Origin of the sequence: Nocardia spongicola (genome assembly GCF_047200775.1) — a bacterium.
GTDB lineage: Bacteria > Actinomycetota > Actinomycetes > Mycobacteriales > Mycobacteriaceae > Nocardia.
Window position 1 is genome coordinate 87,816 of sequence record NZ_JBJZOO010000008.1, and the last position, 24,490, is coordinate 112,305.

The 24,490-nt window shown below is 65.9% G+C and carries 22 protein-coding genes, 1 tRNA gene and 1 riboswitch; of the genes, 19 read left to right on the plus strand and 4 right to left on the minus strand.

Annotated elements, in window-relative coordinates:
- Positions 1-96: 96 nt before the first annotated feature.
- Together bagA and bagB are read left to right on the plus strand one after the other, a co-directional pair.
- Positions 97-1,116 (plus strand): ATPase BagA, encoded by a 1,020-nt coding sequence (gene bagA / locus ACL02S_RS16560; protein WP_412803400.1) that lies wholly within the window; start codon positions 97-99, stop codon positions 1,114-1,116.
- A 17-nt stretch (positions 1,117-1,133) separates the two neighbouring features.
- Positions 1,134-2,255, plus strand: a complete 1,122-nt coding sequence (gene bagB / locus ACL02S_RS16565; protein WP_412803401.1) for an ATPase BagB — start codon at positions 1,134-1,136, stop codon at positions 2,253-2,255.
- Between the two features lie 148 nt (positions 2,256-2,403).
- Here bagB and ACL02S_RS16570 read toward each other — a convergent pair whose 3' ends face one another.
- A complete protein-coding gene (locus tag ACL02S_RS16570; protein WP_014981178.1) occupies positions 2,404-2,727 on the minus strand; it encodes a WhiB family transcriptional regulator in 324 nt (107 codons plus the stop codon).
- Between the two features lie 361 nt (positions 2,728-3,088).
- Here ACL02S_RS16570 and ACL02S_RS16575 point away from each other — a divergent pair, with 361 nt between their 5' ends.
- Entirely contained in the window at positions 3,089-5,455 is a 2,367-nt protein-coding gene (locus tag ACL02S_RS16575) for a penicillin-binding protein (RefSeq protein ID WP_412803322.1), read from the plus strand.
- 55 nt (positions 5,456-5,510) lie between these two features.
- Here ACL02S_RS16575 and ACL02S_RS16580 read toward each other — a convergent pair whose 3' ends face one another.
- The gene (locus ACL02S_RS16580) at positions 5,511-5,975 is read right to left on the minus strand and encodes a GatB/YqeY domain-containing protein (RefSeq protein ID WP_412803323.1); all 465 of its coding nucleotides are present in this window, start codon (positions 5,973-5,975) and stop codon (positions 5,511-5,513) included.
- A gap of 133 nt (positions 5,976-6,108) precedes the next feature.
- On the opposite strand from ACL02S_RS16580, the gene ACL02S_RS16585 reads away from it, so the two are divergent.
- From ACL02S_RS16585 to ACL02S_RS16640, 12 genes are all read left to right on the plus strand, one after another.
- The gene (locus ACL02S_RS16585) at positions 6,109-7,071 is read left to right on the plus strand and encodes a metallophosphoesterase (protein WP_412803324.1); all 963 of its coding nucleotides are present in this window, start codon (positions 6,109-6,111) and stop codon (positions 7,069-7,071) included.
- A 172-nt stretch (positions 7,072-7,243) separates the two neighbouring features.
- On the plus strand, positions 7,244-8,044 hold the full coding sequence (locus tag ACL02S_RS16590; protein ID WP_412803325.1) for a DUF8017 domain-containing protein: 801 nt from the start codon (positions 7,244-7,246) through the stop codon (positions 8,042-8,044).
- Between the two features lie 60 nt (positions 8,045-8,104).
- Positions 8,105-8,178 (plus strand) — tRNA-Pro (locus ACL02S_RS16595).
- A gap of 362 nt (positions 8,179-8,540) precedes the next feature.
- A complete protein-coding gene (locus ACL02S_RS16600) occupies positions 8,541-8,897 on the plus strand; it encodes a YciI family protein (RefSeq protein ID WP_412803326.1) in 357 nt (118 codons plus the stop codon).
- Positions 8,898-8,931: 34 nt separating this feature from the next.
- Positions 8,932-10,245 carry an RNA polymerase sigma factor gene (locus ACL02S_RS16605; RefSeq protein WP_412803327.1) on the plus strand — a complete coding sequence of 438 codons (1,314 nt, stop codon included), beginning with the start codon at positions 8,932-8,934 and terminating at the stop codon, positions 10,243-10,245.
- A 266-nt stretch (positions 10,246-10,511) separates the two neighbouring features.
- Positions 10,512-10,709 carry a hypothetical protein gene (locus ACL02S_RS16610; protein WP_412803328.1) on the plus strand — a complete coding sequence of 66 codons (198 nt, stop codon included), beginning with the start codon at positions 10,512-10,514 and terminating at the stop codon, positions 10,707-10,709.
- Between the two features lie 57 nt (positions 10,710-10,766).
- Positions 10,767-10,933: riboswitch (FMN riboswitch) on the plus strand.
- 77 nt (positions 10,934-11,010) lie between these two features.
- Complete coding sequence (locus ACL02S_RS16615) at positions 11,011-11,457, plus strand: 6,7-dimethyl-8-ribityllumazine synthase (RefSeq protein WP_412803329.1); 447 nt, start codon at positions 11,011-11,013, stop codon at positions 11,455-11,457.
- 454 nt (positions 11,458-11,911) lie between these two features.
- On the plus strand, positions 11,912-12,490 hold the full coding sequence (locus ACL02S_RS16620; RefSeq protein ID WP_412803330.1) for a DUF3558 domain-containing protein: 579 nt from the start codon (positions 11,912-11,914) through the stop codon (positions 12,488-12,490).
- A gap of 20 nt (positions 12,491-12,510) precedes the next feature.
- On the plus strand, positions 12,511-12,882 hold the full coding sequence (locus tag ACL02S_RS16625) for a hypothetical protein (RefSeq protein WP_412803331.1): 372 nt from the start codon (positions 12,511-12,513) through the stop codon (positions 12,880-12,882).
- On the plus strand, positions 12,879-14,426 hold the full coding sequence (locus ACL02S_RS16630; RefSeq protein ID WP_412803332.1) for a hypothetical protein: 1,548 nt from the start codon (positions 12,879-12,881) through the stop codon (positions 14,424-14,426). Before ACL02S_RS16625 ends, ACL02S_RS16630 begins: the two co-directional genes overlap by 4 nt.
- Positions 14,423-15,223, plus strand: a complete 801-nt coding sequence (locus ACL02S_RS16635) for an ESX secretion-associated protein EspG (RefSeq protein WP_412803333.1) — start codon at positions 14,423-14,425, stop codon at positions 15,221-15,223. Before ACL02S_RS16630 ends, ACL02S_RS16635 begins: the two co-directional genes overlap by 4 nt.
- Before the next feature lie 33 nt (positions 15,224-15,256).
- Complete coding sequence (locus tag ACL02S_RS16640; RefSeq protein ID WP_412803334.1) at positions 15,257-15,973, plus strand: SDR family NAD(P)-dependent oxidoreductase; 717 nt, start codon at positions 15,257-15,259, stop codon at positions 15,971-15,973.
- A gap of 89 nt (positions 15,974-16,062) precedes the next feature.
- On the opposite strand, the gene ACL02S_RS16645 is transcribed toward ACL02S_RS16640, so the two are convergent.
- Entirely contained in the window at positions 16,063-16,521 is a 459-nt protein-coding gene (locus tag ACL02S_RS16645; RefSeq protein ID WP_412803335.1) for a hypothetical protein, read from the minus strand.
- Positions 16,522-16,725: 204 nt separating this feature from the next.
- On the opposite strand from ACL02S_RS16645, the gene ACL02S_RS16650 reads away from it, so the two are divergent.
- The 4 genes from ACL02S_RS16650 to ACL02S_RS16665 all read left to right on the plus strand — a co-directional run bounded on the left by ACL02S_RS16650 (position 16,726) and on the right by ACL02S_RS16665 (position 23,340).
- The gene (locus ACL02S_RS16650) at positions 16,726-17,433 is read left to right on the plus strand and encodes a GntR family transcriptional regulator (protein ID WP_412803336.1); all 708 of its coding nucleotides are present in this window, start codon (positions 16,726-16,728) and stop codon (positions 17,431-17,433) included.
- An 11-nt stretch (positions 17,434-17,444) separates the two neighbouring features.
- Positions 17,445-21,056, plus strand: a complete 3,612-nt coding sequence (gene uca / locus ACL02S_RS16655) for an urea carboxylase (RefSeq protein ID WP_412803337.1) — start codon at positions 17,445-17,447, stop codon at positions 21,054-21,056.
- Positions 21,057-22,787: an allophanate hydrolase gene (gene atzF / locus ACL02S_RS16660; RefSeq protein WP_412803338.1), complete on the plus strand. Its 1,731-nt coding sequence runs from the start codon at positions 21,057-21,059 to the stop codon at positions 22,785-22,787. It abuts the gene before it with no gap.
- A 283-nt stretch (positions 22,788-23,070) separates the two neighbouring features.
- Positions 23,071-23,340, plus strand: coding sequence for a hypothetical protein (locus tag ACL02S_RS16665; protein ID WP_412803339.1), 270 nt, complete (start codon positions 23,071-23,073; stop codon positions 23,338-23,340).
- A 22-nt stretch (positions 23,341-23,362) separates the two neighbouring features.
- Here ACL02S_RS16665 and ACL02S_RS16670 read toward each other — a convergent pair whose 3' ends face one another.
- Positions 23,363-24,484, minus strand: a complete 1,122-nt coding sequence (locus ACL02S_RS16670; protein WP_412803340.1) for an LppU/SCO3897 family protein — start codon at positions 24,482-24,484, stop codon at positions 23,363-23,365.
- Positions 24,485-24,490: the final 6 nt, after the last annotated feature.

Below are 24,490 nucleotides of genomic sequence, written 5' to 3' on the forward strand. Positions count from 1 at the left end.
TAGCCCTGTTCGCCGACCGGGCCGGTAGTAGCTGGAGTCTTCGGACATAACCGCCAACCGGGTTATAGGCTCGCGAGCGTGGGACTACCAACAGCAGTGCCGTTTTCGGCGGAGTCGGAACTGGACACAGGGTGGCCGAAGCGCGCTGAGCAGGCTCGCTTGCACTACGTCTCGGGTAAAGGCGGCACCGGGAAATCAACGGTTGCCGGAGCACTCGCATTGGCACTGGCCGCAGGCGGACGGCGCGTGCTGTTGGTGGAGGTGGAAAGCAGGCAGTCGATCGCGCAGCTGTTCGATCTGCCGCCGCTACCACCGACCGAAACCAGGATCGCCACCGCCGACGGCGGCGGCGAAGTAGTCGCGCTGGCGCTCGATATCGAGCACGCCTTCCTCGAATACCTCGATATGTTCTATAACTTGGGTTTCGCGGGCCGGGCGATGCGGCGGATGGGTGCCATCGAGTTCGTCACCACCATCGCACCAGGTCTGCGCGATGTCATCCTGACGGGAAAGATCAAGGAATGCGCGGTTCGGGTGGACAAGTCCGGCAGACGGGTCTATGACGAGGTCGTGGTCGACGCACCACCGACCGGCCGGATCGCCAGTTTTCTCGATGTCACCAAAGCCATGGCCGAGGTAGCCAAAGGGGGGCCGATCGCAGGGCAGGCCGAAGGCGTTTCCCGGCTACTGCACTCAGATCAGACCATGATCCACCTGGTCACGCTGCTGGAAGCACTGCCAGTACAGGAGACGGCCGATGCCGTCGCCGAACTCCGTGCCGCCGACTTGCGCATCGGCACGGTAATCGTGAATCGGGCGACCGAGAACTACCTGCCGCCCGCCCTGCGCGCCAAGGCCGCACAGGGCGACCTGGATGCCGACAGCATTCGCGCAGGACTCGCTACCGCGGGGATCACCTTGTCCGACAGTGACTTCGAAGGACTACTCACCGAGACCATCGAGCATTCGGCCACGCTGCAGGCCCAACAGGACAGCGCCGGGGAACTCGCCGAAGTCGATATCTCCCGGCTCTATCTGCCCGCTCTCCCGGACGGGATGGACCTGGGCGGGTTGTATGAATTAGCCGAATGTCTCAGCGCACAGGGAGTCCGATGAGTACGCCGAACCAGCCCATGGCCACGCCGCTGGAGATTTCCCGGATCATCGCCGACCCCTCGGCCCGCGTGATGGTGTGCTGCGGCTCCGGCGGCGTCGGCAAGACGACGACCGCCGCCGCCATCGCGCTGCGCGCTGCCGAGCTCGGACGCAAAGTGGTGGTCCTCACCATCGACCCCGCGCGCAGACTCGCTCAATCACTCGGTGTCGCCGATCTCGGCAACAGCCCACAACGGGTGGCACTCGGCCCCGAGGTCGAGGGGGAGCTGTACGCGATGATGCTCAATATGCGCCGTACGTTCGACGATATGGTGCTCGAGCACACCAGCCGGGAAAAAGCGGAACAGATCTTCGCCAACCCCTTCTATCAAACTGTCGCCTCTTCCTTCGGGGGCACGCAGGAATACATGGCGATGGAGAAGCTGGGGCAGCTGGCCCAGCGCCGCGAATGGGACCTGATCGTGGTGGACACTCCGCCCTCCCGAAATGCCCTCGACTTCCTCGACGCACCCAAACGGCTCGGCACCTTCCTCAACGGCCGGATGATCCGGCTGATCATGGCGCCGGGCCGAGGCGTGACCCGGTTCGTGACCGGTGCGATGAGCCTCGCGCTGCGCGGTGTTTCCACCGTGGTCGGCGGACAGATGCTCAAGGACGCGTCGACCTTCCTGCAGTCCCTGGAATCGCTGTTCGGCGGCTTCCAGGAGCGAGCCGACCGGACCTACGCGATGTTGTCCGAACCGGGTACCCACTTTCTCGTCGTAGCGGCGCCGGAACCGGACGCACTGCGGGAAGCCTCCTTCTTCGTCGACCGGCTATCCACTGAGCGCATGCCGCTGGCCGGACTGGTCTTGAATCGGACACATCCGGTACACAGCTCACTGCCCGCCGATCACGCGCTGACTGCCGCCGACCGGCTGGCGGAATCCGATCCGCTCACCGCCGCCGTGCTGCGAGTGCACGCTCAGCGGGTCGCCACCGATAAGCGCGAGCAGCATCTGCTGCATCGCTTCACCGGTGCGCATCCGCGCGTACCGATCGCCGCGATCACCGCACTCCCCTTCGAGGTATCCGATCTGGACGCACTACGGGCGGTCGGTGACCAACTGATCCGTACGGCACCGGCCACCGCCGGATAATCAGACGGCTCGGCTATAGCTCGAACATCCCGAGCGGACTTCGACTGGACAGAACCGCCCGAAAGGAAACCACTCCGAAACGAAACCGAGCCCGCTCACGCGGGCTCCGTTTCACTGTGTGCCTGGACTACGTCGTGTACCTGGACGGCTACATCGCCACCTGATGCTGGCGCTGTGCCTGGAAGAAATCGGCCCATGAAGTGACTTCCGGATGCTGTTTCAGCAGGGCGCGCCGCTGCCGTTCCGTCATCCCGCCCCATACGCCGAACTCGACACGGTTATCGAGAGCGTCGGCACCGCACTGCATCAACACCGGGCAGTGCCTGCAAATCGTCGCCGCTTTGCGCTGCGCCGCGCCGCGGACGAACAACTGATCGGGATCCACTTCCTTGCATCGGGCCTGGGCTACCCAGGCGATCCTCGCTTCGGCCTGCTCCACGTCCAATCGAGCGATGGGGGTTGTCATGTGCATTTGGTGTGCCCCTTTGCAGTCCGAACACCGATCAACGGCGCTCCAGAATCGCGTTGCCACTTCGCAGCACCGGTGCTCTGCTGCGAAGTGCACCACATTCCACTTTGAGTGTTAGCTCTATCACACTGGGTTCTCAATCTAGGTAAAGGTATGGCGCTTGCGCAAGACCGTCCCGAGATTTTCTGGTACGCCCGTCCCTGCGTCGCAGGATACAGCCGTGGCGGTGAGGCTGATCACATCCGCCACCGTGCTCGACACGCCGGGCGCAATTGCGCGACACGCCAGGCCCGCACACCATGGGTTCCCGGCTTCGGACAAATGCCGCCAAGAAGGCCGAGAGTCCACCCTTTAGTCTTGATCAGTGCCGATCACACATTCGCTCGCACGGCTGGCCGGCAGCTGCGTGCTGGCCGCCGTGCTCGTCGCCGGATTGCTGTTCCCACTCGCCGGCGGATTCGGGCTCGTATCCAACCGCGCTGCCGACGCCGTCGACAACGTCTCCGCGGAACTACTGGAAGGAACCGCCCCCGCGGTCTCGACCATGGTCGACGCGGCGGGCAATCCGATCGCCTGGCTATACGAGCAGCGCCGTTTCGAGGTTCCGAGCGATCGGATCTCCAACGATATGAAGCTGGCCATCGTGTCCATCGAGGACCGGCGCTTCGCCGAGCACGATGGCGTCGACTGGCAGGGCACGCTACGCGCGTTCCTGACCAACACCACCAGCGGCGAGGTCCAACAGGGTGCGTCGACCATCGATCAGCAGTATGTGAAGAATTTCCAGCTGCTCGTGGTGGCCAAAACCGATGCCGAACGCCGCGCCGCTGTCGAGACCACCCCGGCACGCAAAATCCGGGAGATCCGGATGGCGCTCACCCTGGATCGCGAGCTGACCAAGGACGAGATACTCACCCGGTACCTCAACCTGGTCCCCTTCGGTAACGCTTCCTATGGCATCCAGGACGCCGCGCAAACCTACTTCGGCATCGACGCGGCCGATCTGAACGTGCCGCAATCAGCGATGCTGGCCGGCATGGTGCAGAGTTCGTCGAAACTGAACCCCTACACCAATCCCGAGGGGGTGCTGCTGCGGCGCAACACCGTACTGGACACCATGATCCAGAACATCCCCAGCCGGGCCGACGAGTTCCGCGAAGCCAAGACCATGCCACTCGGTGTGCTACCGGAGCCACGTGGCCTGCCACGCGGCTGCATCGCGGCAGGCGACCGCGGCTTCTTCTGCGACTACGCCCTGCAGTACCTGGCCGACTCGGGGATCAGCCGGGAGCAGATCGACAAGGGCGGCTATTTGATCAGGACCACCCTCGACCCGGTCGTGCAGGATTCGGTGAAGCGGGCGGTGACCGAAGCGGCCGACCCGAATCTGAAGAATATCGCCGAGGTCATGTCGGTGATCGCCCCTGGTCAGGACGCACATCCGGTGGTCGCGATGGCCAGCAGCCGCACCTACGGCCTGAATCAGGATCTCCACGAGACCGTGCAACCGCAGCCGTACTCGATGGTCGGCGACGGCGCCGGCTCGATCTTCAAGGTCTTCACCACTGCCGCGGCCATGGAGAAAGGCCTCGGCATCGATGCCAAGCTCGATGTGCCAGGCCGGTTCGAGGCAAAAGGCATGGGTGACGGCGGTGCGCGCGGGTGCCCACCCGCCACCTACTGCGTCGAGAACGTTGGCAGGTACAAGTCCCCCATGTCGGTGACCGAGGCCTTGGCCACCTCGCCGAACACCGCGTTCGTCAAGCTGATCCAAGCCGTTGGGGTCGCCCCGACCGTCGATATGGCGGTCCGGCTCGGCATGCGCTCGTACACCCAACCCGGCTCCTCCGGCCACAGCAACCAGAGCCTGGCCGATATGATCAAAGAGCAGAACCTCGGCTCGTTCACCCTGGGTCCGGTCGCGATCAACCCGCTGGAGCTGTCCAATGTCGCCGCGACGCTGAGCTCGGGTGGCCGGTGGTGCCCACCGAGCCCGATCAAAGAGATCGTCGACCGTGAAGGCAAGCAGGTACCACTGACCCAGCAAGCGTGCGAGCAGGTGGTCGAACCCGGCTTGGCGCACACCCTCGCCAACGCGATGAGCAAAGACGATATCTCGGGCACGGCGGCAGGTGCGGCACGGGCGGTGGGCTGGAACTTCCCGACCTCGGGCAAGACCGGCACTACCGAGAGCCACCGCTCCTCGGCCTTCCTCGGGTTCACCAACTCGTTGGCCGCTGCCGCCTATGTATACGGCGACAGTCCGACACCCGGTGAGATCTGCTCGTTCCCGCTGCGTAACTGCGGTGACGGTGACCTGTTCGGCGGTAACGAACCGGCACGCACCTGGTTCAGCGCCGTCAAACCGGTGATCGGGTTGTTCCCACCACCCGCGCTGCCGCCACTGGACGACAAATACGTGCGCGGCGCGGACAACGCCCAAGTGCCCGATGTCACCGGTAAATCCAGGGATGCGGCCACCTCCACGCTGAGAGCCGCCGGCTTCAAAGTGACAACTGTCACCGGGCCGGGGGCGGAACCCAAAGGCACAGTGATGGGAACCGCGCCGAACGGCTCGGCGATCCCTGGTTCGGTGATCACGCTCTACATCAGCGACGGCACCGTACGGCCTACACCGGAACCCGCCCCACCATCCGCACCACCGGCGCCAGGGCCGCCGCCACTACCGCGGCTGCCACCGATTCCGATCCCGATTCCGCTCCCACGCTGAGCAAACGAGTGGGGCCGCGCACCGTCCGGTGTGCGGCCCCACTCGAGTTTCGGCACTACAGTCGGGCCTTCACCGCGGCCGAGATCCGCGAGCCGTCGGCCTTACCCGCCGCGAGTCCGGTGGCGATCTTCATGACCTGACCCATCTGGCGCATTCCCGGTCGCTCGCCGATCTCCTCGGCGACCTGCGCGATAGCGGTGTCGGCGAGATCGGCGACCTCGGCCTCGGTCAGCTGGGTCGGCAGATACTCGTCGATGATGCGCGCCTCGGCGTGCTCGTTCGCCGCCAGTTCGCCGCGCCCGGCCTGCGTGTAGACCTCGGCCGATTCATTGCGCTTCTTCGACTCGCGCTGCAATACGGCGATGACTTCGGCGTCGGTGAGCTCACGTGCCTCCGTGCCTGCGACTTCAGCGGTCTGGATCGCGGACAACAGCATCCGCAACGTGGCAAGGCGCAGCGTGTCCTTGGCTTTCATCGCGGCGGTCATATCCGCCCTCAGCTGCGATTTGAGTTCCGACATGCCGCTCACGGTAGCCGGTCCGACACGCCGGACCTACTTCATTTCCCGTGCTGTCCGGTTTTCCGCCGCGGGCAGGCGGGCTCGTAGCTATGCGCACTCGGCACACACACCCGAGGTCACCTATGCTGGGCAAATGCCCGTAATCTCGACTTCTGTTGTCCGCACGACCGCGCTGAGTGCCGCTGGAGCCGCTGTGGCAGGAATCGGCTACGCCTCGCTGGTCGAGCGCAACGCCTTCGTGCTACGGGAGACGACCATGCCGGTGCTGGCGCCAGGATCATCGTCACTGCGGATACTCCATCTCAGCGACCTGCACATGATGCCGGGCCAGAAGCTCAAACAGCAGTGGCTGCGCGAACTCGACCGACTGGAGCCGGATCTGGTGGTCAACACCGGTGACAACCTGTCGCATCCGAAATCGGTGCCAGCGGTAGTCCAGGCTCTGAGCGGATTGCTTTCCCGGCCCGGTCTTTTCGTTTTCGGCAGCAACGACTACTTCGCACCGGTACCGAAGAACCCGCTGAAATACTTCAAGAAGGATCACCGCCGCACCTACGGCCCGCCGCTGCCGTGGAAAGACCTGCGCGCGGCGTTCACCGAGCGCGGATGGCTCGACCTGACCCATGTGCGCCGCGACCTCGAAGTAGCGGGCATCCGGATCGCCACCGCCGGTGTCGACGATCCGCATCTGCACCGGGATCGCTACGACACCATCGCGGGCGCCCCGAACCCGATGGCCGATCTGCGGATCGGTCTCACGCACTCACCCGAGCCGCGGGTGCTCGACCGCTTCGCGGGCGACGGTTACGACCTGGTACTGGCCGGGCACACCCACGGTGGCCAGCTGTGCCTGCCCGGTTATGGCGCGCTCGTCACCAACTGCGGTATCGATCGGTCCAGGGTGAAGGGACCGTCGCAGTGGGGCGAGCACACCCAGTTGCACGTCTCCGCGGGGATCGGCACTTCCCCGTGGGCGCCGTACCGTTTCTGCTGCCGTCCGGAGGCGACACTGTTGACGCTGGTCGCCGCACCACCGAAGCGGCCGGGAACCGATACCGGCCAGGATGTGTCCACCTCGGCAGCCGCCGCGCACTAGAGTCTCCTGTCCAGACGTAGGTCGAGCGGGGACAGGTCGAGCGGGGGCGGTTGTGCGTGGATTCGGCGATAGGCACGATGACCCGTCGCCGCAGGCCGGATTCCCCGGCAAGCGGATGTGGCCGGGACAGTCGCCACCGAACCCGGAGCCGAGCTCCGGCCCGACTGGACAGATGCGGTGGCCACCCAACGGATCGCCACCGCATCATCAGCCGAATGGCCGCGGCCGAGGAAAGATCGCACTGCTGACCGGAGCGGTCGTGCTGCTGGTTGCCGCCGTCACGATAGGAGCCCTGGCACCGGCCGAACCCGAAGCCGGCGATTCCGCCCATGGCAGCCCACCCTCGATGGTGAGCGCGCTCAGCACAGGCGCACCACAAGCGACGACAACAAACGCTGGGCCCACAACGCCCCTGACCACGAACAGGGTGAACGATCAGACCCCGCGCATTCCCGGCTACCGCGTGGTCGTGGCACCCGATAACGCGGCGGCCTACGACGTGCCCGCCGATTGGACCATTGCCCCGCCACGCGCTATCGGCGGTTTCGGTAAGCCTCCCGACGTCGTGGCAGGTAAGGGCTACGCCAGCGAAGGCAAAGGCTATTGCCCAGGCTCGACCAGGACTATCGCCTTCCTGACCGGCTCGGACATCACCGACCCGGCAATCGCGGCAACCGAACTCGGCACGAAGACCGCCCTGCTCGCCTACCGGTCCGCCCCCGGCGCACCGGGCACACCCGAGCCGCTGACCTCGTTGGACGGATCACAGCGCGGCGTGTTCGTGGCGACCACCGGCACAGTCACCGAGGCCAAGCCCGGGTGCGCGACGGCGTATTCCGTCTACACCGCCGCATTCCCCAACGAGCAGGGGAACTTCATTATGGTGATCGCCGCTGACACCGGTGTTCCGCACGCACTCGACGCCGCGACCGCGAAGCGGATCTGTACCAGTATTCGTCCGCTCCACAACTGATTGACCTGCAGGTTTAACGACTCAGGCCACCGTGTTGTAAGCTACTGCAGGTCCACTTCACGGGGTGTGGCGCAGCTTGGTAGCGCGCTTCGTTCGGGACGAAGAGGTCGTGGGTTCAAATCCCGCCACCCCGACTCGTGTGGTTGAGACACGAATCGGCCCCTGACCAGCTGATATGGTCAGGGGCCGGATCTATTTCGGAGCTGGTCAAACTTTAGACTTCAAGGTCAGTCCCCCACGGTGTGCGCATCGGCCAGGGCATGGTCGACCACGGACCGTCCGACCGTCCCGGCCCCGCCGGTCACCGCGATGCGGATCCCACCATTCTCCGCTCTGGGTACGTTCGAGGCCGGCCGGCAAAAAGTTGGTTGGGGCTGTCGTTCCCGACCAGACCCGTTCGTTGTCATGCTGTGCAGCAGTCGCTGCGCTGTCAATCCGGAACGAGTCGGTGACGCCGGCCTCAGGATCCGGATGGAACGAAGACGGAGGAGTTCGCGTGAAATACCTGTTTCTGCTCTACGGCGACCCGGCTCAGGAACCGACCGACCCGGACGCGATGCAGGCGGAGATCGACACGTACTCGGCGTACGACAAACTGCTCGCCGACGCGGGGGTGATTCTCGACGGCCACGCGTTGCAGGGCACCGAGACCGCCACGACGGTGCAGGCCCCCGAGCAGGGCGAGCCGACCATCACCGACGGGCCGTTCGCGGAGACCAGGGAGATCCTCGGCGGCTACTACCTGGTCGACGTACCGGACCTGGACGCCGCCATCAGCTGGGCCACCCGCTGCCCCGCCGCGAAGCGCGGCAAGGTCGAGATTCGACCGATCCTGGAGTTCGAGCAGCCGTGACCGGCGCTGTCGACGACGGTCTGGGCGGATAGACGTGTCCGATGGCGAGCTGCCGGCCCCCGATGTTCTGGAGCGGGTGTTCCGGGAGGAGCGCGGGCGGCTGCTCGCCACCCTGGTCCGGCACTTCGGCGACCTCGACCTCGCCGAAGAGGTCGCCTCGGACGCGATCGAGGCAGCCCTGCTGCACTGGCCGGTGCGGGGTGTGCCGAGCCGTCCGGCGGCCTGGCTGCTCACCACCGCCCGGCGGCGGGCCATCGACCGGCTCCGCCGGGACCGCGCCTACGCGGCCCGGCTGGCCGTACTCCAGGCCGAGGCCGTCCGGCAAGAGCCGGCCGCGCCCCAGCCGGGCGACGGCGACGACCTGCCGGACGAGCGGCTGGCGCTCTTCTTCACCTGCTGCCATCCGGCGCTGCCCGGCGAGACGCAGATCACGTTGACCCTGCGCTACCTGGCCGGACTCACCACTGCCGAGGTCGCACGGGCGTTCCTGGTCCCGGTGCCGACGATGGCCCAGCGGATCGGCCGGGCGAAGCAGAAGATCCGGGCCGCCCGGATCCCGTTCCGGGTTCCGGACGCCACCGAACTGCCGGCCCGGCTCCCCAGGGTGCTCCGGGTGATCTATGTGATCTTCACCGAGGGGTACGCGGCGAGCAGCGGTCCGCAGCTTGTCCGGACCGAGCTGGCGGACGAGGCGATCCGGCTGGCCCGGCTCCTGCACCGGCTGCTGCCCCGGCAGCCGGAGGTGACCGGGCTGCTCGCCCTGCTGCTGCTGGTCGACGCCCGCCGGGCCGCCCGGTGCACCGCCGAGGGCGACCTCGTACTCCTCGACGAGCAGGACCGCACACTCTGGGACCGCGACCAGATCGAGGAGGGTCGTCGACTCGTACCCGACGCGCTGGCCAACGGCCCCGGCCCGTACGCGGTACAGGCCGCGATCGCCGCACTGCACAGCGAGGCCGCCGACGTGGCCGGTACGGACTGGCCCCAGGTGGTCGCGCTCTACGACGTACTGGCCCGGCTGGCGCCGTCACCGCTGGTGGAACTGAACCGGGCGGTGGCGATGGCGCTGCGGGACGGTCCGGCCGCCGGGTTGCGGCTGCTCGACACGCTCGACGATCAGGGCCGGCTGGCCGGGTACCACCTGCTGCCGGCAGCCCGGGCGGACCTGCTGCGTCGACTGGGTCGGGTCGAGGAGGCCGCGGCGGCATACCGTCGGGCACTCGACCTGGTCGGCAACGAGCCGGAACGGGCGTTCCTGCGGCGGCGGCTCGCTGAGGTCGTCGCCGCAGCCGGTAGGCCCGAGTCGTCGTCGACCGACCGGGAGAGCCCGGACGATCCGGAACTGTGAGATCACCGCGATCCCGACCCCACCCATCGTTATCGACGAATCCGGCTCAGGCTGGTCGGCGAAGTCGTCACCGCCCGCAACACCCTGCACCACACCGCAGGCCCCGCGCACGCGGGGATGGTCCGTCGATCAGCCGGGGGTCTGATTGATATCTAGGTGTGCTACGGACCTCGGTCACCGAGCCTCGGCCCGACCGTCTCTGGATCGGCCACAGCTTCGACCTGAAAAGACATCCCGTGTCACCCTTTCCTGCCACAATGACGTAAGTGACTTCCGATCAGCGGCGGGTCGAGGCAGGCACACAACGGGATCACGGATCTCGGCGATGGCTGCGCACGGTGATCACGGTCGCCGACGCGCTCGGATGGATGATCTTGATTGTGGCGACCCTGTTCGCCATCACTGTCATCGCGGGGGTGGCTATTGTACTCTTCACCGGTTTCCCGGCCTCCGCACAGCCATGACGACGCACCGGACTGGTATTGCGCCCGCTTCGGCGGCCTTGGTACGGTCCGCCCTGTACACGTTCTCAGGGCGGGGTGGAATTCCCCACCGGCGGTAATGGCATCCGGATAGATCCGGGTGCACGAGCCCGCGAGCGCCACGGCGGTGATAGATGCCGTGGGTCGAGCAGATTCCGGTGCGATTCCGGAGCCGACGGTCATAGTCCGGATGAAAGAGAACGCGGCGCAGGAGCATCCGCACGCGGGTGATCCCTGTTCGCGTTGTTTGCCCTGGGTGACATAGCGAACAGGAGGAAACTTCATGTCACCCGTCCCGAACCGTATCGCTGTCGTTGCCGCGCGCTGGCACGCCGATATCGTCGACCGAGCGGTGGCCGCCTGCCGTTCCCGCCTCGCCGAGCGCGGATTCGTCGACATCGATGTGATCGAGGTCCCAGGAGCCTTCGAAATACCTTTGCGCGTCAAGCGATTGGCCGCCAGCGGACGGTACGCCGCGCTCGCCGGTTGCGCACTGGTAGTCGATGGCGGTATCTACCGGCACGACTTCGTGGCGGCGACGGTGGTGGACGCGCTCATGCGAGTGCAGCTCGATACCGATGTCCCGGTGTTCTCGGCGGTCCTCACCCCGCACCACTTCCACGAGCACGAAGAGCATCTGACTTACTTCACAAGGCATTTCGAGATCAAGGGAGCAGAACTGGCCGATGCCATCGCGGCCACAGTGAATCCGGACGTCGTTCCGGCCTGATACGGCGAAACTGCCCCGGTATGCCGGAACCGGGGCAGGGTGGCTTTTATCCTGCTGATGAATTGCGCCGCACGAGAGCAAGTTCCGCGTTGCTCTGCTGAGATACGCAGGTGGAAGGGAGAATCGGCCACTATTGTCCGGTCGCCGCACGGCTGGTCTACCTCGCCCGTATCGCTGGTCGCGCCGATATGCACAGAGGCGTTTCGGCATTCTATCGCAGGTCGGATCTATCGACGCTCGACCTTTCGGGGCTCGAAATCGGCCGGTCGGGATCATGCCTTCGAGCACAGCGGCCATTTGTGCTTGACTCGGCGCCGAATGGGTTCCGCGCTCCAGCGGCAGGGACCTGGCTGTTATATAGTCCAGCTATGCGGGGGGACCGCCGTATGAGCGCCCCGGTACGCCGACAACCGGGACGGGAGACATGGGGCGGAAGCATAAGCAACGTAACAGGATGCGGACAGTCACACGATTCCTGGCCGCGGGGCTCGCTGTCGGCACAGTGGCCGGAATGGTCGGGTGTTCCATCGAGGGAACGCCTATCGCCGCCGATACCTCGGCCACATCCGCCAGTGGCGCGCCGGCCTCCTCGACACCTCCCTCCAACACCGCCTGGAACCCCTGCTCCATCCCTGACGCCGATATCGCGGCGGCTGGACTCAACCCGGAGAGAAGAGTCGCCGATACCGGCCAGTACGGCGCGAAGTTCCCCGGCTGGGACATTTGTGGTTGGAATAGCGACAGCTGGTACGGGATAAATGTGTACTCGACGAATGCCCACACATTCGACGAGATCGTGAACAACACCAACAACTACCGCAACCCTCACCCGGTGGCTGTGGGCGGACGCAGCGCCGTCATGCTGGATCTGTTGAACCTCCCGGAAGGGTGCGGCTTGGTCTTCGACACGATCAGCGGCCCCGTGAAATTCGACCTCATTCCGAAGCTCAGTGCGGACACGGTCGGCGACTCGTGCGCCGAGGTGATGCGGATCGCCGAAGCGCTGCTAGAGAATCTGCCGGCCGACAAGTAGACAGGGGGAAGGTACGTTTCATGTCGGAACTGTATGTGTGGCGACAGCTCGCTGATGAGGTCGCACAGGGCAACCTGAAACTGAAGGTGCACCGCGAGGGTCTGGATGCCGCAGTGAAGCACCTGCAAAACTACATCAACTACATCGACGATCTCCAGATACATGTACAGACGGTCGCCGAAGTCTCCGGTTTGGGTGGCTTTCCGATCGGCCTGCAGTTGGAGCAGAAGTTCACCGAGAAGGGTGGCGGTGCCGAATCCATCCGGCAGCGGCTCAAAGAGCTGATCGACGAGGCCGAGGCTATCCAGGACACGCTGCGCAAGGCCGCTGTCGCCTACGCCGAGACCGATCAAGCGTTCGCCGACGTACTGCGGCAAGAGACCCCGGCATGACTTCACCGTCCCCGCGGCAGCCGTCGAGCTATCTGGATCAGAGCAGCGGCGAGAATCTACGCGCCCAGCTCGAGACGATGCGGAACGATATCTACGCGACCATGGTGGCACCCGAACGTACCGAGGCATGGGATGCCGACCAGCTGGCGCTACAGCTGCGGATCAATGATCTGGCCGAGCAGGTGAATACCGGTGTGGATCCCAGAAGAGTGACCGGCCCAGACGATTTCGAGCAGCTGACCCTGGAGCAGATTCGCGATCTGACCTACCAGATCAAACCCGATATGGTGCATGCGGTCGTGGAGGCGTGGGACAAGATCGGCGCCGGACTCGCCGATGCCACCCGTGCCCTCAGTGACGGCCTGCGCACCACCATCGCCGAGCATTGGGAAGGGCAGGCTGCCGGGCAGGCCGCCCAGTCGCTCGGCCGGTTTCTCGGCACCTCCGGCACTATCGCGCAGTCGGCCGAACTGGTCGGCATGAAAGTGGCGTTCGCGCAGCGCGGCAGCGATGAAACCTTCCGGATGCTGAGTCCGGTGCTGGCCGTGGTGGCGCCGCTGCCGTCCGGCGCCCCGGCGAGCAGCACCTCGACGCCGTCGATTCCGGTCCTCGGCGCTCAGCAGGATGCCGAATCCCAACGGGAGGAGGCCCGGCAGGCGTGTCTGCAGATCCTGCGCAATGTGTACTCCCCCGGTATCCGTGGCGGTGACGAGGGCGTGCCCGTACTCCCGCCGGTCCAGCCTGCCGCCGATCCGGCGACACCCGTGCCAGGGCCGACCATCTCCGGACCGGCATCGTCCGGTACCGCAGGCGGGTCGGCTGCCTCCGGACCGACCGCCACAACACCGAGCACGACCACCCCGGCCCCGGCAGTGCCAGGGGATCAGCAGCCGGCTGCAGAGGGTGGGCGAACGGCCACCACGCCCGGACAGGACGCTTCGACACAAAGCACCGAGGCCGCGGCCACCACACCCGCGGGCTTCGGCTCCACCCAGGAACTCGGCAACCCTGCCGCCTCGTCCACCCCGCCCGGCCACGATCCGAACGCCCGCTCCACCGGAACCCCGTCCTTCCCAGGCTCGGGTAGCTCCGGAAATCCGGGGCTCGGTGGGCCAGGTCGCTCGGGATTCAGGGGATCGGGATTCGGAGGATCGGGATTCGGGGGCTCTGGCCGCTCAGGATTCGGGGGCTCAGGCAGCGGGTCCGCACCGCAGGGAAGACCGGGGATCAGCCTTCCAGGCAGCCCATCCCAGGGTCTCCCACCTGCCGCCGCGTCCTCCGGTGCGGCCCGAGCGGGTATGCCGGGGGCGCCGGGCATGATGCCGGGCGCGATGGCACCCGGTGGCCGCGGCAAATCCGATGATGACGCCGAGCACGAATCCTCCGATCTGCTGCGCGGACGGCACCTGGAGGAGTGGATCGACGACGGACAGCGGGTACTCCCCGCCTACGGTGTCATCGGTGAGCCATCCCCGCGGGCAGCTCAGGATCCACAGCAGCCGAATTCTTCCGGGCACGGCGGAGCGCGGGGGGAACACCGGTGATCCATTGGCGGCTCACCAGCCAGCAGTTCGAAGCGGCGTTCTTCGCCATGCGGCGCGACCGCTTGCCTTATCCGATCCGGAACACGGTACGCGCCGAGAACGAAGCCGACCTCGGGCAGCGGCGCCGTACGGCCATCGACACGCTGCTGCCCCGGCTGGACGACGACTTCGCCCGCCTGATGCACACTTTGGCCGATCCGCAGGTGCGGGTGCATATGCACGGCCGCGGCGGCGACGATCCGGCCGACCACGGAACCCGATCGCGCGGCTACGCCGGTTTCGGACCGTCCATCGCGGCGGTGGCGATTCAGGACCAGGACGAGGAGCCCGGTGTCAGTGGCGAGATAACGGTCAGTCTGTGCAGCCCACACCAGGCATTCGTGCTGCTGGCCGGCACATTGCCGGAACAACGTCAGGGCCGCCACCGGCTCACCGGACTGAAATCCGAGCTCGATATCGAACCCGATTGGGTCGGCGGCTGGAACCGTCCACCCACCCTGCGCGAGCGCATCGAGGCTTTCTTCTCCCGGTCCCGCACCGAATGGGGAGAAGTGCTCTGCTATCCAGGGCCGTTCCTCGATAACCGCACCGACGGCGTCGAAGGCTTTTTCTGGATGGACTTCCCTGGCGACGGCCGCTATTACGTCCGTGCGGACAGCACCAGCTACACCGTGACCCCGATGGGGTCCGATCAGTTCGTCGAGTATCTCCGCGCCCTCGCATGGCGGGTCAGGGAACTCGGCACCAAGCCCGCGGCAGTGAGGCCGGGCACGGCCGTAACCGGAATACCATCCTGAGGCATACCTCCGTAATCGATGAAAGGGCGGCAGATGAGCAGGCCCACAGACGACCTACCCGCCGGAAAACCACTGTCGGGGAAGACCGGGCTGGTCACAGTGGCCTACACCGGAATAGGTAAGTCGATCGCGAAAATGCTTGCCGCGCAGGGCGCACTGGTTGTGGTGCAACATCCGCATTTCCCCGAACCTGCCGCGGAGGTGGTCGAGGAGATCGAATCCGCGGGCGGTAGCGCGCTCGAGCTCGCGGCGGATATCGCGGACCGCGCCGAATACGAGGATCTGGTGCAGGTGCTGCTGGAGGACTGCGGCGGATGGGACCTTCTGGTCAACACCGCCACAGTTCCGAACGCCGAGCCATTCGCCCAGATCAGCCCGGACACATTCGATGTGGACTTCGCGCTGACGGTCAAGGGGGTCTTCCACGGTATGCAGCTGGCGTGGCAGCACCTGGCCGATGGTGGCCGGATCATCACTCTCTGCCACGGTGCCGAACCGGGCGGCGCGATCTACGACACCACCCGTGGCGCGGTCGAGCAACTCGGCCACGCTGTGGCTCCGGACTTCGCGGCCAAACGGATCACCGTCAATACGGTCAGCCATGGGGTCGGTACCACGGAAAACGCCGAACTCGCCGCTGCCATGGCCGCGATGCGACCGGTCGAGCCGATAGCGGTGATCGCTTATCTGGCCGGGGACGCGGCGAGCACAGTCACCGGACAGTCCATCCGGATCAACCGCGCCGAATAGCTCCGGCTCGCGGCCGGATCGGTTATGGCAGCGCGTTGTGCTGATCGGCACAGCCGTGGTCCGGCAGCACCGACCAGCACGGGCGGCGACTACGCCACAATGGTGGCGCCGTACGAGGCGAACCCCTGACCCATCGCCTGACAGGTGAAGCTACCCAGGTAGCCGACCTGGCACGACGAACCCGCGTGCTCGATGATCGGACCCCACTGGCCCGAACCGGTCTTCACTGTGGCGATACCGGGATTGCCACCTGCCATCGTGTGCCGTAACACGGGGTTGTAGGTCGGGTGTGCGGGCAACCACGGCTGGTCGATCACTATCTCGTTCACCGTTACCGGCAGCGGCAGGTAGATATCGCCGAGGTAATAGCTCAGCTGCACCGGACGGGCGAAATCGCAGCCGAGCGAGCCGTCCTGGAAAATCGCGCAGTCCGCGCCACTTACCGAGAAATAGACCGTGCCGGTATCCGCCTCGGCGGCGCCGACCGCGATGATCGGCGCCATAGTCGCGGCGGCGAGTGCTCCGGCGAACTTCGTGCTGCGCTTCATACCATCTCCTTGGTGAGCTCTGTGGACAAACTGGTCCGACAGCCCTGCCGAATGGCGTCCCGAACGGCGTCGGATATGTTTCACTCCCGCACGTACCCAGCCAGGCCGAAGCGGCTCACCTCGACCAGAGCGGTGAGCAGACGCTAACATAGCGATAACGTATAGACACCCCCTGGACATTCAGGGGCAATAGCGTATACGGGCATGTCGACACCGACGGACGCGCCAGCGGGGGCGGCGGGAAAACCCTTGCGTGATGTGGTGTACTCGGCGCTGCGCAGCGAGCTCATGAACGGGGATATCAAATTCGGTGAGCGGCTGACCGAACCGAAACTCTCGGCACGATTCGGCATCTCCCGCACACCGATCCGCGAAGCACTCACCGTCCTGTGTTCGGACGGCCTGCTACGTCGGGAAGAGTACGGCTTCAGCCCGGTACGGCCGAGCATCCCGCTGATCCGAGACCTATACGAGCTGCGGATCACCTTGGAGCTCGGTGGTTTACAGCGCGTCATGACCAACCGAGCCGTCACCCACGACCGGCAACTACTCGAGGCCGAGCAGGCCGCCTGGCTGGAACTGCGCGCCGATCCTCCGGAGCAGGAACCGGGTTTCGTAGTGCGCGATGAGGAATTCCATGTCACGCTGCTCACCTCGGCGGGCAATACCGAGATGGTCCGTGCCCTGCGCGCGGTGAACTCCCGTATCCGGCATGTGCGGATGTACGACTTCATGGTCAACAACCGGATCGAGACCACCATTGCCGAACATCTCGGCATTCTCGATGCCGTGCTGACGGATGACCTCGCTCTCGCCTACCGGCTGCTGCATACGCATATCGGTGAATCTCTCGACGTGGTTCTCGAACGGGTCACCAGGGCGATCGCGGCGATGTCGCTGGCCACGGACTAGCGGACTCGGCCATGGCATTGGAATTCGATACGGTGCTCGTCGCCAACCGCGGCGAGATCGCCTGCCGCATCATGCGCACCGCCGAAACACTCGGTCTGAAGACCGTCGCCGTCTACTCCGATGCCGATATCGGTGCCGAACATGTCGAAATCGCCGATATCGCGGTATATCTGGGTTCGAGCCGAGCGGCGGAATCCTATCTGCGCGCCGACCTGGTGTTGGAGGCAGCGCTGGCGACCGGCGCCGGAGCCATCCACCCCGGCTACGGTTTCCTCTCGGAGAATGCCGATTTCGCCGCCGAGGTGACTGCCGCGGGAATCGCTTTCGCAGGCCCGACCCCGCAGCACTTACGCGTCTTCGGTGACAAACACACCGCTCGGGCGGCGGCGCAGGCGGCGAACGTGCCGATCATCGCGGGTAGTGAGCTGCTCGGCTCGGTAGAGCACGCGGTGGCGGAGGCGGAGCGGATCGGCTTCCCGGTCATGCTGAAGGCAGTCGGCGGCGGTGGCGGGATCGGTATGCAAGCATGTTCCGATCCTGACGAGTTACGGAGCGCTTACCAGCGGGTGCGGCGTATCGCCGCCGCCGGCTTCGGCTCGACCGAAGTCTTCCTGGAGCGTTTCATCGTGCGGGCCAGACATATCGAAGTACAGCTGTTCGGCGATGGCGATGGCAGGGTCGTCAGCCTCGGCACCAGAGACTGCTCGCTGCAACGCCGGAACCAGAAGGTGATCGAGGAGGCGCCCGCACCGGATCTGTCCGCGGAACTGTCGGAGCATATGCTCGCCGCGGCTCGGGAACTCGCCCGATCGGTCGGCTACCGCTCGGCGGGAACCGTGGAGTTCATCTACGACACCGACAACGGCACCGCCGCATTCCTGGAAATGAACACTCGTCTGCAGGTGGAACATCCGGTTACCGAAGCGGTCACCGGTATCGACTTGGTCGCGTGGATGCTGCGGCTGGCTGGTGGCGATACCTCGATGCTCGACGGCGAACCGGACAGCGGGCCACCGGTCACCGGGCACGCCGTCGAGGCTCGCGTCTACGCGGAGGACCCTTGGCACGATTATCGCCCCAGCGCGGGTCGCATCACGGCCGCGTGCTTCCCGGCCTCGGCCCGCGTCGATACCTGGATCGGCACCGGCTCCGAGATCAGTCCGTACTACGACCCGTTGCTCGCCAAGGTGATCAGCCGCGGCCCGAACCGCGCGGATGCTTTCACGGCATTACGCACCGCACTCGGTGAGACCCGGATCTACGGCGTGCAGACGAACCTTGCGCAGCTTCGCCGAGCGGCCACCGACGCCAGGGTGCTTCGCACCGCGCATACCACGGCCACCTTGGCCGATATCCACCCGGTCGGCAACCGCATCGACGTACTGCGCGGCGGAACGATGACCACGGTGCAGGACTATCCGGGCCGAACCGGGCTATGGGAGATCGGGATACCGCCGTCGGGTCCGATGGACGATCTGTCGTTCACCCTCGCCAATACCGCGGTAGGCAATCCGATCGGACTTCCCGCGCTCGAATGCACCCTGCAGGGCCCCCGATTGCGCTTCTGCGAGCCCACCGTCGTCTGCGTGACCGGCGCGCCGACACCGGTCACCGTGGACGGCCGGCCGATAGCACTATGGGAACCATTCACCGTACCCGCGGGCGCCGAACTGGATATCGGCACGCCCGCCGATACCGGTCTGCGCAGCTATCTGGCAGTACGCGGCGGCATCGATGCTCCGCTCTATCACGGTAGCGCCGCCACCTTCACCCTCGGCGGTTTCGGCGGGGTCACCGGCCGGGCGATAGCCGCCGGTGACGTGCTCGGCATCGCCTCCACCATCGCGGGCGCGCTCGGTGTTCCCGCCGCGACCCCACCGAACCAACGGCCGGTATTCACCCATGATTGGCAGCTCGCGGTCGGAGTGGGGCCGCAGACCGCGCCCGCGTATTTCACCGATGCCGATATGGACCAGTTCTGTACGCATACGTGGCGGGTCGGCAGCCATGCCAACCGCACAGGCATCCGGCTGGAAGGCCCGAAACCGGCGTGGTCGCGTACCGACGGCGGCGCGGCCGGGCTACACCCGTCCAATCTGCACGACAACCCCTACAGTGTCGGCGCGCTGAATATCTCCGGCGACACCCCCATCCTGCTCGGCCCGGACGGTCCGAGCCTCGGTGGCTTCGCCTGCCCGTTGACCGTGGTGTCCGCGCATCGCTGGCGGCTCGGCCAGCTCCGGCCCGGCGATACGGTGCGGTTCACACCGGTCGACGATGCGCGAGCGATACAGCTGCGTACCACCATCGGTGGCCGGGTGGCCGAGCTTATTCCCGATTCCCATGCCGCCCTGCGTGATCGCGGCATTCTCGGTGGTGTCGAAGCATCGGCGGACCGGCCGCGCGTGCGGTACCTGCGCGGCGGCGATGACAACATCTTGGTCGAATACGGCGAGATGGTGCTCGATCTCGGATTGCGTATGCGGGTGCACGCACTGGCCGAAGCGCTCGCCTACGCGTGCCTGCCCGGCATTCTCGACGTGACGCCTGGGGTCCGTTCCCTGCACATCCACTTCGATCCCGCACTGCTACCGCAGTACCGGCTGCTCGGCGCACTGGCCGAACTCGAACTGGAACTCCCCGCCTGTACCGACCTGGTGGTACCGAGCCGCACCATCCGGCTGCCGTTATCGTTCGACGACCCGTCCATCGCGGAAGCCATCGACCGTTACCGCAGCGGGGTACGGGACACCGCGCCCTGGCTGCCGTCGAATATCGAGTTCATTCGCCGCGTCAATGGGCTCGACAGCATAGCCGAGGTGCGGGCAACCGTATTCGCCGCCGAATACCTGGTACTCGGACTCGGTGACGTGTATCTCGGTGCACCGCTTGCCGTTCCACTCGATCCGCGACACCGCCTGATCACCACCAAATACAATCCGGCGCGCACCTGGACCCCGGCCGATGCCGTTGGTATCGGCGGCAAATACCTGTGCGTCTACGGGATGGCCTCTCCAGGTGGCTACCAACTGATCGGCCGTACCGTGCCGATCTGGTCGAGCTACCGCCAGCGTCCACCATTCGAGCCGGGAACCCCATGGCTGTTCCGGTTCTTCGATCGCATCGTCTGGGAACCGGTCGGCGCGGAGGAACTGCTCGAGTATCGTGCCGCGGCCACGGCGGGCAGATTCGACGCCGAAGTGAGCGAGGGCAGCTTCGCGCTCGCCGACCATATGCGGCTGCTGCGTACCGAAGCCGACTCCATCGCCGAATTCGAGGCCGGGCAGACCGCCGCATTCGAAGCGGAAAAGGCCGCGTGGCTGGCGGCAGGCGAATTCGAACGCACCACCCACATCCCCGCAACGACACCGACCGCCGATCCGCTGGCCGATCTGCCCACCGATGCGACCGTGGTGACCGCGCCGATGAGTGGCAACGTCTGGCGAGTGGAAACCCAGCCAGGGCAACGGCTCACGGCAGGCGAACCGGTAGCCATCCTGGAGGCGATGAAACTCGAATTACCGGTACCGAGCCCTGCCACCGGCACGGTACTGAAGGTACTCATCGCTCCCGGCGCCAAGGTGGAACCGGGAACACCGCTAGCAGTGATCGGAGTCGACTGAATGCCACCAGGCCCGCTGAGCAGCACGGCAGCCGCCGGGCCCTGTGCGCGGGTTACCGCCGCCTACCGGCGGATCGCCGAAGTGGATCGTCCCGAAATATGGATAACGCTGCGGCCGGAAGCCGAGGTCGGCGCCGAGGCCGCCGGGCTGGAACGGCGGCTCGCCGCCGGCGAGTTCCTGCCACTGGCCGGGTTGCTGGTAGCGGTGAAGGACAATATCGACGTGGCGGGTCTGCCGACGACCGCGGCCTGTCCGGAATACGCCTACCGGCCTGAGGTGACCGCGGCCGCGGTCGCGCGGCTGATCGCGGCGGGCGCACTCGTTCTCGGCAAAACGAACCTCGACCAGTTCGCCACCGGGCTGGTCGGCACGCGCAGCCCCTACGGCGCGGTGCGCAACGCCTTCGACCCTCGGCTGATCTCGGGTGGCTCCAGTTCGGGATCGGCGGTGGCTGTGGCACTCGGCATCGCCGATCTCGGGATCGGCACCGATACCGCGGGCTCCGGCCGCGTACCCGCCGCACTACACGGCATCGTCGGCATCAAAGCCACTCTCGGCATCATCCCGGCGCACGCGACAGTGCCCGCATGTGCCGACTACGACGCGGTGACGGTCTTCGCCGACGACCTCGCCCCTGCCGTGACCGCGGCGGCGGTAATGGCCGGACCGGAACCACGGGACCCGCGCAGCCGCACCTGGCCCGCCGACATCCGGCTGGCCGCCCCGCTCATACCGAGTATCGCCGTACCGCGCGCCGCGGATTTGACCGCGCTCAGCGCACCGTATCGCGATGCGTTCACCCGCACCGTCGGCGAGATGGCCGAGCGGGGCGGGAAAATCGAGGAGATCGATATCTCCGTCCTGCTCGACGCCGCACTGCTGCTCTACGACGGTGCGATCGTCGCAGAACGCTTCGCGGCGGTCGGCGCCTTCCTCGACACCGCACCCGCGGGCGCCGACCCAACGGTCACCGCCATCATCAACGCGGCGCGGGAGCGGACCGCCCCGGCATTCGCCGCCGATCTCGACGCCATAGCTCGCGCAGGCGCAGCGGCGACCGAACTGTTGCACGGCTTTGACGCACTACTGCTGCCGACGACCACCGAGCATCCGAGTATCGCCGAGGTGCTGGCGGATCCGATCGGGATCAACCGGCGGATGGGCACCTACACCAATTTCTGCAACCTGCTGGATATGGCCGCCGTCGCCATCCCAGGCGCACCCACCGCCGACGGCGCGCCATTCGGCGTCATGCTGGTCACCCCGGCCTTCTGCGATCAGATAGCCATCGATCTCGCCGCCCGCCTGCTCGGCATCGAACACCCTCCGCTGCTGGTCGACCGCGGTGTCGACCTCGCGGTCTTCGGCGCCCATCTGCGTGGGCAACCGCTGCACCGGCAGCTGGAACAGCTCGGTGCCCGCTTCCTCGACGAGATCCGGACCACCGACGCCTACCGCCTGGTCGCCTTGAACACCACCCCGCCCAAACCGGGACTGGTGCGGCACGGTAACGGCGAAGGCGCACCGATCGCCGGTGAACTCTTCCGCGTCTCCGAGGCCGGGCTCGGCCGTTTCCTCGCCGATCTCCCCGCCCCTATGGCACTGACCAGCGTCGAACTCGATGACGGCCGCAGCGTCATCGGATTCACCTGCACCAACGAGGCCGCGCGTACCGCCACCGATATCACCCACTATGCGAGCTGGCTGGGTTATCTGCGCCGCGACCGTTGAATCCGGTACCGCGTTCGGCGTTCGGTGTTCGATGAAGCAGACGACCTCATTGCCGGGTTCGGTGGCAGGTCAGGACTTCATAGTGCGCGTCAGATCGATGACGAAGACTGGGCAAGTGCCCAGTATCGGCTGTTCCGTTCGGCATTCGTAGCCCAGCCGCTCGGTCTGCCCGCCGTGCGGGAGTACCCGCACGGAATCGATGGGGAAGGCGGGGTCGACTCCGGACCGCTGCTGTTCGGAGCGGGCTTGTCCGCCTCGGCGGTGACGCCCGGTCGCCGCGCGTGTGCACGGCGACCGGGCGCTGTCCGGACCACTCACCGATCTGGGTGAGGCGCTGGGGATACCGGTTTCCCTTGGTTCGGGCAAGCGGTACGGCTTCGGGATGCTTCCGGTCGGCGATGCCTTTCTGGCCAGGTCCTACTCGGCTCCACGAGAGCAGGACGATGTATTCGGCGCAGTGGTCGGGTGGTGGTGGCGGTTACCGTGGCATGCGCTCGGGCTGACCGTATTCGGATTGTTGTGGTTACCCGTCCTGCGCCGCGGTTGGCGTTGAATCGGAGCCGCCACGGTCCGCATCACCTCGAGCTGAAACAGATCGTCGCCCCATTGGTTACCCGTGACTCGATGGTGAGTCTCGCATCCGCTCTCGATGGACACTCGACCCCCTCGGTCTCGTACCGCTCGATCACCTTCAGCTCGGCCGTGGGATCGGCACAATCGACCCGTCTCGACTCTATGGATGTCCCGCTACGGTCGACGGCAACACAATCACCGATATTCGCGTACCCCGTATCGTCCTTATCGACAGGTCCAAGGCAGATCGCCAGAACCAGATCCGTTTTTTCGTTGTGCCTCATCGAGAACCCGCTGGCGCCGACCACATCCGGACACTGCGGTTGAGCTGGTTTCTGATACAGCGTATGCACTGTCAGAACTCGCAGAGATGCATCGGAGCTATCGCAGGGCACCCGCATATACCGATTACTGCTGATGCAGTCGTCGACCACCGCACTGGCGATATCGTCCGGGTCGGTATAGACAACACACAGCACGATCGCGCGCCCACCGAGCGAGGTATGCGCGAAGGCCTGCCTGGCTTGCGGCTGAGCGCGGCACGCCTGATCGGTGACCGGGACCTGCGGATGCAGCTCGGTAGCGACCACCTTGACCTCGAAAGCATTGGATCCACATGGATTACGGGTCACCTTTTCACCCGCGTCCTCGACCTCGACACAATCACCCACCTGAAGAGCGCCAGGGTCCGTCATATTGAAACGGGTGGGCGCCAGACACAGCACCACCTCAGGCGATGCACCGGCCTCGACCGGCTCGGCAACGGCCTTGGTCGCGTCGGAGTACTTCACGCAGGCCGACGCCAGCGGCCACAGCACAGGTTCCCGAGCCACGATGCGATACAGCGCATTGCTTTCGGTGCAGCCGTATTCGATAGGTGCCTCGCTTTCGAGGCGGACACAATCCTCGACCGCCAGTGCCACCGGCTCCGAACGCGTCAATACGTACCCAGTGACCCCCGCTGCCACAGCGAGCATGATCACCGAGACCAGAACCAACCACATCAAGCCATTACCCCGCCGCGCCACCGCGCCGTCGACAGCGACTACCGGGTCCGGACCCGGTGGCGGTACCGCGGGTTCGGCGGCATGGTTGTCCTGTTGGTCGTGCATAACTATCCCCATCAGCTG

Coding starts and splice junctions, on each gene's coding strand:
- ACL02S_RS16620 (WP_412803330.1), top strand. CDS start 11,912: ATGCGGACAGTCACACGATTCCTGGCCGCGGGGCTCGCTGTCGGCACA.
- ACL02S_RS16570 (WP_014981178.1), bottom strand. CDS start 2,727: ATGCACATGACAACCCCCATCGCTCGATTGGACGTGGAGCAGGCCGAA.
- ACL02S_RS16630 (WP_412803332.1), top strand. CDS start 12,879: ATGACTTCACCGTCCCCGCGGCAGCCGTCGAGCTATCTGGATCAGAGC.
- ACL02S_RS16645 (WP_412803335.1), bottom strand. CDS start 16,521: ATGAAGCGCAGCACGAAGTTCGCCGGAGCACTCGCCGCCGCGACTATG.
- ACL02S_RS16590 (WP_412803325.1), top strand. CDS start 7,244: ATGCGGTGGCCACCCAACGGATCGCCACCGCATCATCAGCCGAATGGC.
- ACL02S_RS16670 (WP_412803340.1), bottom strand. CDS start 24,484: ATGGGGATAGTTATGCACGACCAACAGGACAACCATGCCGCCGAACCC.
- ACL02S_RS16585 (WP_412803324.1), top strand. CDS start 6,109: ATGCCCGTAATCTCGACTTCTGTTGTCCGCACGACCGCGCTGAGTGCC.
- uca (WP_412803337.1), top strand. CDS start 17,445: ATGGCATTGGAATTCGATACGGTGCTCGTCGCCAACCGCGGCGAGATC.
- ACL02S_RS16580 (WP_412803323.1), bottom strand. CDS start 5,975: ATGTCGGAACTCAAATCGCAGCTGAGGGCGGATATGACCGCCGCGATG.
- ACL02S_RS16625 (WP_412803331.1), top strand. CDS start 12,511: ATGTCGGAACTGTATGTGTGGCGACAGCTCGCTGATGAGGTCGCACAG.
- bagB (WP_412803401.1), top strand. CDS start 1,134: ATGGCCACGCCGCTGGAGATTTCCCGGATCATCGCCGACCCCTCGGCC.
- atzF (WP_412803338.1), top strand. CDS start 21,057: ATGCCACCAGGCCCGCTGAGCAGCACGGCAGCCGCCGGGCCCTGTGCG.
- ACL02S_RS16615 (WP_412803329.1), top strand. CDS start 11,011: ATGTCACCCGTCCCGAACCGTATCGCTGTCGTTGCCGCGCGCTGGCAC.
- ACL02S_RS16640 (WP_412803334.1), top strand. CDS start 15,257: ATGAGCAGGCCCACAGACGACCTACCCGCCGGAAAACCACTGTCGGGG.
- ACL02S_RS16650 (WP_412803336.1), top strand. CDS start 16,726: ATGTCGACACCGACGGACGCGCCAGCGGGGGCGGCGGGAAAACCCTTG.